Annotated in this window: 14 protein-coding genes; 5 read left to right on the top strand and 9 right to left on the bottom strand. The window is 71.6% G+C overall.

Translation table 11 applies throughout. From position 1 onward, the window contains the following. Positions 1-168: 168 nt before the first annotated feature. The 5 genes from WMF44_RS21975 to WMF44_RS21955 all read right to left on the bottom strand — a co-directional run bounded on the left by WMF44_RS21975 (position 169) and on the right by WMF44_RS21955 (position 5,209). The gene (locus tag WMF44_RS21975) at positions 169-786 is read right to left on the bottom strand and encodes a hypothetical protein (protein WP_437301060.1); all 618 of its coding nucleotides are present in this window, start codon (positions 784-786) and stop codon (positions 169-171) included. A gap of 431 nt (positions 787-1,217) precedes the next feature. Next, the gene (locus WMF44_RS21970; RefSeq protein WP_437301059.1) at positions 1,218-2,090 is read right to left on the bottom strand and encodes a formylglycine-generating enzyme family protein; all 873 of its coding nucleotides are present in this window, start codon (positions 2,088-2,090) and stop codon (positions 1,218-1,220) included. Next, a complete protein-coding gene (locus tag WMF44_RS21965; protein ID WP_437301058.1) occupies positions 2,090-2,968 on the bottom strand; it encodes a hypothetical protein in 879 nt (292 codons plus the stop codon). Before WMF44_RS21965 ends, WMF44_RS21970 begins: the two co-directional genes overlap by 1 nt. 4 nt (positions 2,969-2,972) lie before the next feature. Then, positions 2,973-4,748: a serine/threonine-protein kinase gene (locus WMF44_RS21960; protein ID WP_437301057.1), complete on the bottom strand. Its 1,776-nt coding sequence runs from the start codon at positions 4,746-4,748 to the stop codon at positions 2,973-2,975. A gap of 65 nt (positions 4,749-4,813) precedes the next feature. After that, positions 4,814-5,209, bottom strand: coding sequence for a VOC family protein (locus tag WMF44_RS21955; protein WP_437301056.1), 396 nt, complete (start codon positions 5,207-5,209; stop codon positions 4,814-4,816). Positions 5,210-5,580: 371 nt separating this feature from the next. On the opposite strand from WMF44_RS21955, the gene WMF44_RS21950 reads away from it, so the two are divergent. The 3 genes from WMF44_RS21950 to WMF44_RS21940 all read left to right on the top strand — a co-directional run bounded on the left by WMF44_RS21950 (position 5,581) and on the right by WMF44_RS21940 (position 7,439). Further along, positions 5,581-6,114: a hypothetical protein gene (locus WMF44_RS21950; protein WP_437301055.1), complete on the top strand. Its 534-nt coding sequence runs from the start codon at positions 5,581-5,583 to the stop codon at positions 6,112-6,114. A gap of 572 nt (positions 6,115-6,686) precedes the next feature. Continuing rightward, positions 6,687-6,974, top strand: coding sequence for a hypothetical protein (locus WMF44_RS21945; RefSeq protein ID WP_437301054.1), 288 nt, complete (start codon positions 6,687-6,689; stop codon positions 6,972-6,974). A 306-nt stretch (positions 6,975-7,280) separates the two neighbouring features. Then, on the top strand, positions 7,281-7,439 hold the full coding sequence (locus tag WMF44_RS21940) for a hypothetical protein (RefSeq protein ID WP_437301053.1): 159 nt from the start codon (positions 7,281-7,283) through the stop codon (positions 7,437-7,439). Between the two features lie 600 nt (positions 7,440-8,039). Here WMF44_RS21940 and WMF44_RS21935 read toward each other — a convergent pair. Next, positions 8,040-9,653: a hypothetical protein gene (locus WMF44_RS21935; protein WP_437301052.1), complete on the bottom strand. Its 1,614-nt coding sequence runs from the start codon at positions 9,651-9,653 to the stop codon at positions 8,040-8,042. A 368-nt stretch (positions 9,654-10,021) separates the two neighbouring features. On the opposite strand from WMF44_RS21935, the gene WMF44_RS21930 reads away from it, so the two are divergent. Next, positions 10,022-10,843: a hypothetical protein gene (locus tag WMF44_RS21930; RefSeq protein ID WP_437301051.1), complete on the top strand. Its 822-nt coding sequence runs from the start codon at positions 10,022-10,024 to the stop codon at positions 10,841-10,843. A 121-nt stretch (positions 10,844-10,964) separates the two neighbouring features. Here the strand turns inward: WMF44_RS21930 and WMF44_RS21925 are convergent, their stop codons facing one another. The 3 genes from WMF44_RS21925 to WMF44_RS21915 all read right to left on the bottom strand — a co-directional run bounded on the left by WMF44_RS21925 (position 10,965) and on the right by WMF44_RS21915 (position 13,232). Beyond that, a complete protein-coding gene (locus tag WMF44_RS21925) occupies positions 10,965-11,351 on the bottom strand; it encodes a hypothetical protein (protein WP_437301050.1) in 387 nt (128 codons plus the stop codon). A 426-nt stretch (positions 11,352-11,777) separates the two neighbouring features. After that, on the bottom strand, positions 11,778-12,719 hold the full coding sequence (locus WMF44_RS21920; protein ID WP_437301049.1) for a formylglycine-generating enzyme family protein: 942 nt from the start codon (positions 12,717-12,719) through the stop codon (positions 11,778-11,780). A gap of 6 nt (positions 12,720-12,725) precedes the next feature. Beyond that, positions 12,726-13,232 carry a hypothetical protein gene (locus WMF44_RS21915; protein ID WP_437301048.1) on the bottom strand — a complete coding sequence of 169 codons (507 nt, stop codon included), beginning with the start codon at positions 13,230-13,232 and terminating at the stop codon, positions 12,726-12,728. 110 nt (positions 13,233-13,342) lie between these two features. On the opposite strand from WMF44_RS21915, the gene WMF44_RS21910 reads away from it, so the two are divergent. After that, positions 13,343-13,789 (top strand): hypothetical protein, encoded by a 447-nt coding sequence (locus tag WMF44_RS21910; RefSeq protein WP_437301047.1) that lies wholly within the window; start codon positions 13,343-13,345, stop codon positions 13,787-13,789. Positions 13,790-13,805 lie beyond the last annotated feature (16 nt).

Below are 13,805 nucleotides of genomic sequence, written 5' to 3'. Positions count from 1 at the left end.
ACTGGTACTCACGCTTCGATGGGTGAGTCCATCGACGCCGTGGCAGGGTGACGGTCCACAATTCAAGGCTATTCGCAGCGCAGCCGATTACACACAACCGCGGAATGGAGGTCAAGCGGGACGTACGGCTTTTTTCGGCGTGGAGGGGCATGTGGTCGCGGCGCTGCGTCATGAGGCGATCGCTCCTGGCCGGCAGTCTTGGCCCGCGTGGCCCGCGTGGCCCGCGTGGCCCGCGACGACCGCGCCGGGCTCGCACACCGCGACGGAGCCCGCCGCGAACGAGGCGTCGGGAGCACTCGTAATCAGGTGGTGATCGACGATGTCCCGACTGCCGATCGTACGGGTTTCATGAATCGAACAGACCTGACCGACCTCGCCCGTTCGCAGGTGACCGAGTTCGTTCCACACGAGCTCGGTGCCGTCTTCGTGATAAGCCCCGTCGAGGAAGACCATGCGCAGATGCGGATTGAGCCGCATGTCGCCGGACGTGCGTTGCACGACGGTCACCGCGCCGCTCTTGACCGCGCCGCACGCGCCTCGGCGCGCGGCGCGCTTTTCGTAGAACCGCTCCACGCTCTCGACGAAGATGCGGGTCAGCACGCCGAACAACGCCCCGTCCTGGGCGAGCCTGCGCCGCCACGGAAACGGAAACGTCAACACCCACGGACGGTGCGCCACCTCGGGCAGGACGTCCTCGATCAGGTTCGCCGCCGGTTGATGGCCATCCGGTGCCCGGAGCCCCCGCCGGAGGCTCCGTGCGAGCGGCGGGCTCGACGTTCGGCCCAAGCTTGCTCACCCCTCCGGTGCCACCGGCAGCCCGAGCAGCCGACCGATCGTCTCGTGAACGACCCGGGCCCCCCACGTCATCCCCGAGGGCGACGGCGCGGCTCAGGGTGCCGGCCAGCGAGGCGACCACGGCCGCCCCCGCGTCAGACCCCCGTCGCCAGCACGGTGACGGGGGTGGTCGGGAAGACGCGCTTGCGAGCGCCATCGAAGCGCACGCGGACGACGTTGCCCGGCGAGAGCTTCCGGAGAGACTCTACTCAGGATCAGATCACCGGTTTCGGGGAGCGCAGACAGGAGCGCTCACCCCCGCGATGGCCATCGAACAGCCTGCGCGATCGAGCATCAACCATCGTGAGCGTCAACACAGCTTCCCGCTCGCTCCTCTCGGCCTCGAAGGGAGCGGGCGAGCCGCCGCCGGCGTCGCCGCGGCGCTACCCGCTGCAGCAGCGGAACCCGATCGTGTGATCGGTGTCGGCGCGCTCGCGCTCGTCGCGCGCGTCGCACCGGAGCTCTTCGAGCGTTCCCTCGCTGTCGAACGCCCCGCCCCGGGTCCTGCAGAGGTCGCCGGAGCCGACGTCGCCGGAGCACGCGTCTTCCCACTCGCGGACGTTTCCGCTCATGTGCTGCAGGCCGAGATAGCCGCCCTCGCACGCCAGGCTTGTGTCGTCGCCGACCGGCGCCGTCTCGGTGCCGTCGCCGTTGCACTGGAGAGCGTCGAACTCGCCGGTGGCGTGAGCGAGCGCGCCGTGCTTGCTGCACGCGTCGAACCACTCGCCCTGCGCCATGGCACCGCGGAACGGCAGCGGGCCGCCGTGGCGCTCGCCGCAGAGGCGCTTGCCGTGGCTCTTGCAGAAGGCGCGCGCGTCGCACCAGTCGACGCAGGTGGCGGGGTGCTCGTCCTCCTTGCGGCGCGTCGTGCACACGGGGGGCGCGTCGGGCCCGGTGTCGTCGAAATCGAAGCTGCCGTTGAACGAGCAGAACGGCTCCTGCGCCGCGACGTCCGGCCGCATGGCGAGGAAGGCGCGGTAGGCGGCGTTCGAGACCTCGGTCCGATCGATGCAGAACGAGCTCTCGATCGTCACCATGTCGGCGGGGCACTGGCAGACGCCCTCGGTGCACGCGGCCGTCGTGCAGTCGGCGCTGGCGTCGCAGGGCTGGCCGTACAGGCACGACGCGTCGCCGGCCCCGGGCTCGCAGGTGAGGCCGTGCAGCGGGCGCACGAGCGAGCACGCCGAGAGGAGGGCCGCCGCGAGGGCGGCGGCGCCGCCGCGGGCGCGGGCGCGGGCGCGGGTCGACGCGCGCATCAGAAGGCCCCCGCGACGCCCGCGGCGTTGCCGGCGATGAACGGCCAGAGCGCCGCCGCGCCGGCCTTCGGGGGCTGCGCCGCGGCCGGCCGGGTCATGTAGAGCCACGCCGCGGCGCCCAGCGCGACGACGCCCACGCCGAGGCCGACGTCGGCGATCGCGTGCTGGACCCGGATGGCGCGCACGTCGCCCTCCGCGCAGCGCGGGGCGCACGTGGCGCGCAGGTCGGCCTCGGCGCTCAGCGAGAGGGCGCCGGCGACGGCGAACACCGCGAGCCCGGCGACGCCGACGGCGCCGGAGGCCCACACGAGCCCCGGGACCGAGGGCTCCGCAGGCGGCGCGGCGCGCGGGGCGAGCGGGGCAGGCGAGGCTGGCGCGCCGGCCGGAGGTGCGCCGAGGGTCACGGTGAGCGGGCGGTTCTTCTCGCCCTCGCGGATCAGCACGCGCTCCTCGACGGCGGGGCCTGTCGCGGGCTCGAAGCGGAAGGTGTGCGGGCCCGGGTCGACCGGCAGCGCCTTGCCGTCGAGCGCCGCGGCGAGGGGGCGCCCGTCCACGAGCACACGCACGTCGAGGCGCTCTCGCCCGTGCGCGTCCCTCGCGGCGACGACCACGGAGGGCAGGCTCCGCTCGACCTCGGTGAGCCACGGCCCGCAGTCGGCCACGGCGGCCGCCGGGCACGTCGGCTGCGAGCAGACGACCAGCGCGGCGCGCGCCTCGATCAGCCGGCCGTCGCGGCGGAGGCCCTGCGCGCGCTCGTAGGCGTCGGCGCACGCCTGCTTGTGGGGCGCTGCGTCGGCGCGCGCGCCGGTGAGCGAGAGCGCCGCCGCGGCGGCGAGGGAGAGCGCGAGCCGGGCGCGGGCGGGACACGCGGGGTTCATCGGTTCACAGGCACTCGGGCTTGAGCCGGCGAATGCCGGCCTTGTCCACGGTATACGGCGGGGAGCAGCGCTGGGTGTCGGCGCGGGTCGTCCGCGGCGCGGGTGCCGGCGCGCGCGCGCCGGCTGCGGGGCGCGCCGGGCGCTGTGCGGGCGCTGGCGCGGCGGCGCTCGCCGGGGCAGCCGCGGCGGCGCTCTCCGGGGCGGCCGCGACGGCGCTCGTCGGGGCAGCCGCGGCGGCGCTCTCCGGGGCCGCCACGATGGCGCTCGCCGGGTCGGCCGCGACGGTGCTCGCCGGGTTCGCCACGATGGCGCTCGCCGGGGCCGTCGCGGCGGTGCTCGATGGGCTCGCTGCGACGGCGCTCGCCGTGCTCGCCGTCGAGGCGCCGGCCGGCTGCGCCGCGGGCGCGTGGACCGCGCGCGCGGCGTCCTCCGGGCCGGGAGGGGCGCGGCGCCACGACTGCGCCGCGAGCGCGGCCGCGCCGCCGAGGAGCAGCCCGCCGAGCAGCGCGAGCAGCGGGCGCGCGCGTTTCCTCGCCGCGGGGGGCGGACCCTCGCGCCGCGCGCCGTCGGTCGCAGGCAGCCCCAGCGAGATCCCGCTGGACGTCACCGATCCGGGCGGGGGCTCGGCCGCCGGCGTCCCCTGATCGAGGGCCCTCGACGGGATCGAGGGCGCTGTCTCTGCCAGCCCCCGCGCCGGGCCGCCCGGCGGCGTGGGCTCGCCTCCGTCTTCTGCCCCGTCGCTGGGCGCGCCCGACCCATCCCGCGCGGCCGCGCCCGAGCTGGCCGTCGCCGGGCCGCCCGGGATCGCCGCCGACGCGCTCTCGATGGCGGCGACGCGCGCCGCCCGCCGCGCGAGCGCGTCGCCGGCGAGCGCCTCCACCCACTCGCCCACGGCGCGCGGCGACGCCAGCGGGACGGCGTCCTCGATGGCGACCGCGAGCTCGCGGGCGGTCGGGTAGCGGCCCTCCGGGTTCCGCTCGAGGGCGCGGAGGACGATGGCGTCGAGCGCGGGCGGCACGTGCGCCGCGAGCGAGCTCGGGGGCAGGATCGGCTCCTCGAGCACGGCCCGGATGAGGTCGCCCTCGTCGCCGCCGTCGAAGAGCCGGCGGCCTGCGAGCGCCTCCCAGAGGACCGCGCCCGCCGCGAACACGTCGGTCCGCCGGGTCACGTCGGCGCAGAGGAGCTGCTCGGGCGCCATGTACGCGAGCTTGCCCTTGATCTGCCCGCCGCGGGTGGTGCTGAGCCGCCCGCGCGCCTTGGCGATGCCGAAGTCGAGCAGCCGCGCCGCCCCGTCGACGCCGACGAGCACGTTCTCGGGCGAGACGTCCCGGTGCACGATGCCGAGCGGCTCGCCCGACTCGCTGCGCGCCTCGTGGGCGGCGTGCAGGCCGTGGAGCGCGCCGCACGCGACGCTCGCGACGATGGGCACCGGCGCCGGCGCGCCGCCCGCGCGCGCCGCCCGGAGCAGCCGCGCCAGCGACTCGCCCCGCACGTACTCCATGACAAGGAACGCCTCGTCCTCGGCGAGGAGGAGGTCGACCATGGCGACGACGTTGGGGTGCTGGATGCGCGCGACGATGCGGGCCTCGTCGCGCAGGCTCTCGGCGATCTCGGGCGCCTCGGCGAGCGCGGGGTGCAGCCGCTTGATGGCCACGGTGCGCGAGAAGCCCGCGTCGCCGACGAGCCGGCCGAGGTGCACGGACGCCATCCCGCCGGATGCGATCGCGCCGTACAGCAGATACCGCCCGATGGGCCTGGGCTGCGACGGCTCGGGCGACATGCCGGTGGGATGATACACGAGCCTGTCCGGCGCCGCCTGGGAGGCGCCGGCGCGGGCAGTGGGCCTCAGCTCTGGAGGGGTGTGCTCGGCTCGACGAAGCAGAGGCGGTAGCCGTCGGGGTCGGTGACGACGACCTCCCGTGTGTGCCACGGCTGGTCGCGCGGCCCGTCGACGGCGGCGCCGGCCGCCGCGGCGCGCGCGGCGATGGTCTCGATGCCGCGGTCGCCGGCGGCGCTGAAGCAGACGATGACGCCGAGGCCGCGCTGCCCCGCGAGCGAGACCCCCGGCGGCGTCGCGACGAGGAAGAGATCGGCATGACGCGCCCAGCGCAGGTGGATGAACACCGGATCCTGGTGGACGCGGGTGAAGCCGAGGAGCTCGTAGAACGAGGCGGAGCGCTCCGCGTCGGCGACGAGGAGCTTGACGTAAGCAGGCATCACGTAGGGGTCGTCGCCGGGCATGGTCGCTGGGCGCGAAGGTGCGCTGCGCAGGGCCCGAAGGCAAGGCGCGAGCGCCGGCCGGGGCAGCGGCCGCCCGCGAGCCCGGCGGTCCGCTGGGCAGCGCGAGGGATCGAGAGAGCGGAACGGGTTCTGGGATGGAAAGTCAATTCTCTCCGCTGCTCGCGCGCATGTTCGCTGACAAGACGCTCTCTCTCGAAGCGGCGCGCTCTTGCCGCGGAACCGTGTGCGCACGGGTGAATGCCCGGAACGGAGCGACTCATGTCCTTTCAATTGCGCTCGCCGAGTTTCTATTTGACGCTCAGACCACGCTCGGAAGAATGGCGAGTGCATCCGCACCGTGTGTCGCCGCCGCTCGGCGAGGAGCCTTCACCATGTCGATGCGCTTCCACGGCAATCTCGGCCTTTTCTGCGCTTGTGCCCTCGTCGTCGCTCCCGCGCCTGCGCTGGCGCTCGAGTTCAGCGGCGGTGTCAGCGTCGGTGGGATCCAGGTCGGGACCGAGCCCAGGCTCGCCGTGAGCCCCTTCATCGGGTGGCTGTGGCGCAGGACGAGCGACTTCCGGATCGAAGTCCACAACGTGCTCAGCGTCGTTCCAGGGGCAGGCGTCGGATTCTACGATCGGACGGCGGTCACCTTCGGGTACACCACGAAGACCGGCAACGTCAGCCTCGGGCCGTCGCTGTCGGTCTACATGATGCAGGTGTGCGGCGCCGTGATCTGCGACCGCGTGATGGGGGTCGCTCCGGGCGGCCGCGCCCAGTCCGACTGGTACTTCGCCGGTCGCCTGGGGGCGTCGACGAGCGTCAACGTGGACTGGGCCGGCGGGAGCAGCCGCGTCCTTCCTGGCAGCATGGTCCTGATGGTCACGGCTGGGCCTATCTGGAGGTTCGGGGGAGAGTCGAAATGAAAATGAAATGGTGGGTCGTTCTTCTGGTTTTCGGTCCCACGGGGTGCAACTTCGACATGGGAGAGTGCTACGTCCGGGGTCATGGAACGGAGGGGGCCGGCGGGGGCATCATCACCCCCACCGGCGGGGTCGGCGGCTTCGGGTATGTCCCGCTGGAGCCGCAGAACCACACCGGCTACGACGAGGACCCGTGCAGCGGCGGCTCCCAGCTCGCCGAGTGCACGGTCACATGGAAGGCTGGCTCGATTCAGTGCAAGAACTGGGGAGAGACCGGTACCTGCACCTCGCTCTACCAGGGCGATCATGCGAGCCTGGACGAGGCCAAGGAGCGATGTGAGTATGCCAACGGGGTGCACCTCGGCTCGGGAGCGCAGTCGTGCGGCCCGTGCCGGTGGGTGAATGGCGCGAATGGGGATTGCAAGGAGCGCTGCAAGCTGAACTGTGACGCGATTCACGACGGTTGTCATGACGACTGCACAAAACGTGACCCTACGTCAACGTGTCGCGCGAAGTGTAATGCCGAATATTCCAAGTGTCTTCGCAAATGCGAGGATAGCTGCAGGTGAGGTCCCATGCTTGAGCTGACCACGATATTTACCCCGGTGGACGGTAGTCCGAAGCGGACCATCACGCTTCGAATCAGTGATGTACGGCTCGATTCCGATGGCGCTTCGTGGTCTGTTGCCGTGGAGATTCTCGGGTTCAAGGATGATGACAGGGTTCGTCTGAAACAGGTAGACTGGACACAGGCGATCGTGGATGGTGCCCAATTCATCGCTCGGAGGGTCAACGACAAGGTCGAGAACGCGGGCGGCGGAACCCTCGACCCACCCATTTGGAACACGACATGGGGAACTTGAGCGAGTGGACGCGATCGTATGGGGAGCGGAGATCGCATTCGATCGACCGCTGGCTGGTGCGGACCCACTCCATGCTGTGGAGCTAGCTGCTCAGTTTGCGTCCAAGCACCTCCGCGGTCGAGCGGAAGATGAGGGCGGCATGCTTAAACCGCCGATTGTGCCGTAAGGAGAGAAAGTGGATGAACGCGATAATAGAGGTTACGTCCCTGTTCACGCCCTCGGACGGAGGCGCGCCGCGGACCATCACGATCCGCGTCGGCGACCTCCGCGAGGATCCCGACGGACTGTGGTCTGTGGTCTGTGGCCGTGGACGTGCTCGGGTTCAAGACCGATGATCACGTACGTCTCAAGGGCGCTGACTGGCTGAACACCATCGAGAGTGCGGCTGGCTTCATTCGGCAGCTCGCCGGAGGCAAGGTCAGGGATTACGGCGGCACCATGACCCCGCTCCTCCTTCCGCCTTGACGTCTGCGGCGCGGCCTCGGCGTCCTCCTGCGCAGACCGGCGATCCTGCTGCGCAGGCCCGGCGACCCTCCTGCGCGGCCTCGGCGTCCTCCTGCGCAGCCCCGGCGGTGCTGCTGCGCAGCCCCGGCGGTGCTGCTGCGCGGCCCGGGCGGCCCTCCTGCGCGGCCTCGGCGTCCTCCTGCGCAGCCCCCGCGACCCTCCTGCGCACCTACTTTTGTGTCCTATCGTACGATCGCGTGGCTCCTGCGCAGCCCGGGCGCCCTCCTGGCCGCCCACTTGGTGCCTTGCGTCGCCATGGCTCGACGCCTGCGCATGGCCGTCGCTGCCGCTGCGCAGCCTCGGCGTCCGCTTGTGCGGCGCAGAGGCCGAGTCGCTCGGCGACAACACCTCACTCTTTCCAGGCAAGCTCGCCCGACGCGTCCTCTGGTCGAGCCGCATCCAGCTCGCCGCCGAGCGCGACGTGGCGGATCTCGTGCGCACGCCGTTCGCCGAGGACGAGCCCCCGCTCACGCGCGAGGAGATCCGCGGGCTTCGGCCGACAAGACGCTCTCTCTCGAGGCGGTGCGCTAAGCCCCGAGGGCTTTCTCATGAAGGCAAAGATCAGGGCGAGAGCTTCAGAAGGAAGACATCCCGCATCTGGGCGGAGATCGGGCCGTCTCCGAAATCGACCGTGCCCTCGAATCCGCCGAGAACGAAGACGTTGCCCCCGGGGTCTGTGTCGATATCCCATCCGAACTGCGCTCCGGCGCCGCTGAAGCGTCGGCTCCAGAGCGCGTCCCCGTGGGGGTCGAGCTTGGCGACGAAAGCCTCTTCCACCGCGCCGTCGCCGCTGTCGATAGGCCCGTTGCCGAAGTCGATCGTGTCGTCGAAGGAGCCCGTCAGCACGGTGTTGCCCTGAACGCCCACCGCGATCTGGTGATGGACCACGCTCATGCCGTCGCCGAACTGCCTGCTCCAGATGTGCTGTCCGTCGGGATCGAGCTTCGCGACGGCGATACCAGAGCTCGCGGTGAGAGCGCCTCCGCCGAAGTCCACCGTGCCGCTGAGCGCGGCGAGGACGTGCAGAGCCCCATCTTCATCGGTATCGATGTCGAGGCCGGTCTGATTGAGCGCACCACCGAAGCGCTTGCTCCATCGCGGGGTGCCGTCGGGGTCGAGCTTCGCCACGAAGATGTCTCGGTCCCCCGCGCTGGCGAGGGGGCCACCGCCGAAATCAATGGTTCCGTCGAAATCGCCCATGACGAGCACATTGCCCTGCCTGTCGAGCGCGACGCCCCTGCAGGCCTGGTAGTCGTGATCTCCGAAGAGCTTCCCCCAGAGCACCTCGCCGGCGGGATCGAGCTTCAGCACGAAGGCATCGACGCCGCCGGCGCTCACGATCGGCTCGTCGCCGATGGGAATGGAGCCCCTCGCGCCGCCGGTGACGACCGCGTTCCCGGCCCGGTCGACCGCGATGTGGGGCGCGAGCTGAACGGCATCGTTACCGAAGCGCCTCGCCCAGAGGAGGCGGCCATCGGGGTCGACCTTTGCGACCAGGATATCCTGGCCCTCCGTCGCGCCCGCCATGGGACCCGCGCCGAGGTCGATGGTGCCACGGGCCAGGCCTGCGGCGAGCAGATTGCCCTGCGCGTCGGCGGCGAGGGTCGAGTACTTTGCGATGCCGCTCGCCGTGTTCGGCAAGGCGACGTTCCAGAGGCAGGTGCCCGACGCGTCGAGCTTGGCGACGAAGGCGCCGAGTTCCAGGGCGTCGAGGGGCCCTGACCCTGCGCTCAAGGGGCCGCAGCCGAGATCGGTCGACTCGTAGATCTCGGCCGACAAGAAGACGTTCCCTCTTGAATCTGCCGCCACGGCGCGGGGACTCTCCGTTCCGGAGCCCGCGATCGTCTTGCTCCAGGGTAGATCGTCCGGCGTGCCTGTTCCTCCGGTGCCCGTGGTCGTTCCCGCGCCTCCGGTGCCCGTGGTCGTTCCCGCGCCTCCGGTGCCCGTGGTCGTTCCCGCGCCTCCGGTGCCCGTGGTCGTTCCCGCGCCTCCGGTGCCCGTGGCCGTCTCCGCGCCTCCGGTGCTGGTCGCGCCGCCGTCGCCGCCTGTGCCTCCGCTGCGCTGATCCGGAATGACGACCGAGGAGCATGCCGTGAGGCATGCTGCGGCGAGCAGCGCGGCACCGCGTCCGCGCGATCCGCCGTTCTGACAAAACACCCATCGAGTGCTGTTCATCCAATACCTCCGTTGTGAATCGGTGTCGATCGCCCGAACGCTCGACGGCAACATCAGCATGACCGTGGCGCACGCGCCACCGCCGCGACGTAGGCCCTGCGCCTCGGGCCAACCGCGGTCAACAGCGTCCTGGCGCGCATCGCCTTCGCCCGGAGCTGGTCGATCGCATAGAAAGAATTTCCCGTCAGCTACAGCATGGCTGTGTGCGACGCGCACAGCAGCGGACCCTCTGTGGTCCGCGCTGAGGGGGGCACCCGCGCGAGGCGTGAGCCCCGTGTCCGTTGTCACCGGGTCGGGTCGGCGTAGCATTGCCGTCGCGGCGCGCCGCTTCGGCCCGCTGCGTTCGAAAAGGGGAACATCGTATGCACATGCAACTAGCTCGCGCTTGTTTTCGCGCGCTGTCGGTCGCTTCGGTCGTCGCCCTCCTGGGGTGCAACGTCGAGGTCGAGAGCCCGGATCAGGGCAACGGTGACGTCGACGGGGGCGAGGACGAGGCGATCGGCGCCGCCGAGCAGGCGTTTGCCGCGTTCGGGTACAGCAGCGCCACCGCGACGTCGGGCAACGCCTTTCAGAACCTCGGCACCTGGAGCGGGAACGCGGCCTACCTCATGGGCGTGACCGGAAACCTCCGCGACGGCGGCAACGTCGCGATGTACAGCTGGCTCGGCACGGCGCGCGTGTTCGCGCACGCCGACTCGGGTGTGTCGGTTCGTGCCTACGGTGGGCTCGCCAACCCCGGAACCATGATCACGCAGGTCGGTTACTCCAACAACAGCTATACCACGACCAGCCCCAGGGTGTTCCTCGCGTCCACCAGCAACAACCGACGCTGCTTTCTGACGCAGGTCATCAACTACGAGGGCGGCCACAACTTCGCCAGCGCGTCGGACTACATCGGCGTGGAGAAAGACGGCGGCTCTTGGTACCTCCACGGGCAGGGGAAGGTCGCCGGCTACGCGAGCTGCGTCCAGGTGACGGACTACCTCGGCGAGGCTTACCACGGCATCCAGGCAGGGTCGGTGGACCTCGGCCCCGCGGTGACCGGCAAGACGTGCTGGCTCAAGGGGATCGGCGGCATTCTCCGCGGCGGCGTCTCCACCGGCGTGGTCGTCCAGTACGACGCCGCCCAGTCCAGGTGGGAGATGAACGTCTCCGCGAACACGCAGGGCTTCGTGGAGTGCAGCATCTGATCGGCCGAGGTCCGGCGCCGGCGATCCTCTCGAGGACCGTCGCGCGCTCGGCTTCGTTGCCGCCTTCGTCGAGGCCATCGGCGACGCCCGCCGGCGCGCCCAGGGGCTGGGCGCCGCTGGATCAGTGGTCCGTCGACGCGAAGATGCGCAGCCCCTGCGGTGTGCGCAGCAGGTTGTAGCTCTCGCGCCAGCTCAACAGCACGCCGCCTGACGCGTCCAGCAGGTCCCACGACACGGTGGCGAGCAGCGCCTCGCTGCCCATCGTGACCACCTGGAGCTCGCGGTGGCGGCAGGCCGTGCAGCCGTCGCCGCGGTACTGGTCGACGATGCGCTGGAAGTAGGCCCCGACGGCCTCCGCGCTCGTCAGCAGGTCGTGCAGGCCGGCGGCGTGCATCGCGAGGTACGGCACGTGGTAGCGGCGGGCGATCAGCGGCCCGTCGAAGTGCACGAACGCGGCGACGAAGTCGTCGAAGAAGGCGGTGGCTTCGGCGTGGTGGACGTCGGTCATCGGCAGGGCTCCGGGGCGGGCGACCCGCCATCGCGGCGGGCGCGGGGGACGACGACACGGCTGCCGCCATGGATAACACACGCCCGGCCGCCCGCTCCTGGACCGCGGCCTGCGGTCACGACCCGACACCTCGCGCGTCGGGGCGAATGGACAGGAGGTACCGATGGACGACGAGCCCTGCGGACGCGACCTGGCGAACAACGCGGTGGTTCCCGAGCGGCTGGCGGAGCTGTTCCGACACGTTGCCGACAACCTGGAAGCCCACGCGCGCTGGGTGGGCAGGGCGACGCCCGAGGCCCGCCTCGAACACGACGTGATGCGCCGGGTGGCCGACCCGTTGTACATCGCACCACCTCGCGGAGAACGACCTGAAAGCGGGCTGCGAGCAGCCGATTCCCGTCTGGCGCTCGGCCGACGCTGCGCAGCTTACTTGATCGCCTGGGCCGCCGGCTCGACGACGCAGCGGATGCCGAGGAACCCGCAGCGGTACGTCGCCTCGAAGCCGCCCGGCCGCGCGGTCCTGACGAGCGGCGCGATGCCGTCGCGCCAGCTGCCGCCGCGGGCGATGCGCATCTTGCCCTTGCCGTCGTTGGCGTTGGTTGTCCACTCGAAGACGTTGCCCGCCAGGTCCTGGATGCCCTGCGGGCTCGCGCCGGCGGGGAAGCTCCCCACGTCGCACGCTGTCTTGCGGACGGTGCCGCCGCCGGACCAGCAGAGCTGATCCTTCGGCGCCTCCTCGCCCCACGGATACGGCCGCGCCTCCTCGCCGCCGCGGGCCGCCCACTCCCACTCGTCGTCGCGCGGTAGCCGCTTGCCCTGCGCCGCGCAGTAGGCCTCGGCCTGCGCGAAGTCGACGCAGACCATCGGCTGCTTCTCCTTGCCGGCCACGCCGTAGGTCGACGCCTCCTTGGCGCAATCCGCGAATTTGTCCGTGCACTTGCCATCCTTGACACACGCCGCGAACGCCTCGGCGGTGACCTCGGTCCTGTCGACGCAGAGGTCACCCACCGTGGCCTTCACCTTGAGCGGGCCCATCACGAAGCTGCCGCCCGGGACCCGGGCCATGCCCTCGGGGCAGCCGTCCGATGGCTTCGCCGCCTCGGCGGGCGCGGCGGGCGGCTCGGCGCCGGCCTGCCCGGCGCTCGCCGGCGCCGAGGCCACCGCCGGGTCGGGCGGGGGCGGCGCCGGGGCGAGCGCCGCCCCGGTCGGGGCGAAGCTCGTGGCCGCGGGCTGCGCGGCGGGCGCCTGATCGGCGGGCGGGCCGCCGGGGGCCGCGGGGGCCGCGCCGCACGCGGCGACGAGCACGCCGCTCGCAGCGGCGAGGAGGAACAGCGAGGAGATGGCGCGGAGCGGGGTGGGGGATCGCATGGTGTCTCAGGAGGCGGTCACGGTCGGCGCCGGCTCGTCTTCCAGCCATTGCTCCTGGATGACGATCGCCGGCAACAAGGTGAACGGCCCGTCGTAGCCCGGGCCGAACGTCAGGATCTGGATCACCCGCCGATCGCCGCGGCGGATCGGGAACATCACCTCGCCCCCGCGCGGGAGCTCGCTGCCGCCGCGGGGCGGATCGATCCAGAAGGCCACGCCCTCGGACTTCCCGCCGAGCAGCGAGATGGCCGAGACGGTGAGCTCCGGGCAGCGGACGCGCAGCCACTCCCTCGCCCTGTACGCGCGGCAGCCCGCGGCCGCGGGGCCGGCGCGGGAGAGGCGGACGCGGGGCGCCGCCTTCCACTCGGCGGCCGTGGGCTGCCTGGACGGCTCGGGCGGGAAGGGCGCGGCGTCGAGGGGCAGCTCGTCGCCGGCATCGGTCGCGCCGGCGTCGGTCGCGGCGGCGTTCCTCGCGCCGGCGAGAGCCCGAGCGCCGCGCCCGACGCGCTCCACGCGGCGTTTGATCCGCGAGCTCGAACGAACTACCGTCGCCGGGACGACATGAACGCCATGCGGGGCGGACCGGCGGCGCTGATCGCGGCGAATTGACGCCTGGAGCGCGAATGTTCTGGATTGAGGGCTGGGTCGAGGTGACGCGAATGTTGCCGTTCGAAGAGGACGAGCACGCATGGCAGGGCGTCCTCCGCGTGCTGCCTCTCATCGACGGTGCGGACGCGATTTCCCAGCGACTGTTCGGGCTATCGAGGGACGTTGTCGCCGCGGGTGAGCCGCTCGGAGCTGTCGCCGCTCGGCGGGGAATTCCACCAAACCCATCTGCTCAGCTTCGTGCAGACCTCGATCGGATCGCCGAGCATGAGCGGCGCTACGGTCCGGGCGAGCTGGGCGGCACCACCTACGCCAGCTGGACAGAGTTGTCGGCATTTCGCGACTCGTGTCCGGAAGTGCGATCGAGCGACTGGGCCACCGTCTTTGAACTCATGGACCGAATCGCCAGCGATGAGCGGTTTTCAAGCGCCCGTTTGCGGCTCGTCGTCTGGTATAATTGGTAGCTCGCGGCCCGACCTG

It is taken from the genome of Sorangium sp. So ce426 (assembly GCF_051475585.1).
Classification (GTDB): Bacteria; Myxococcota_A; Polyangia; order Polyangiales; family Polyangiaceae; genus Sorangium; species Sorangium cellulosum_B.
The sequence above is the reverse complement of the archived record's forward strand: the minus strand, read 5'-3'. Positions and strand labels throughout refer to the sequence as shown.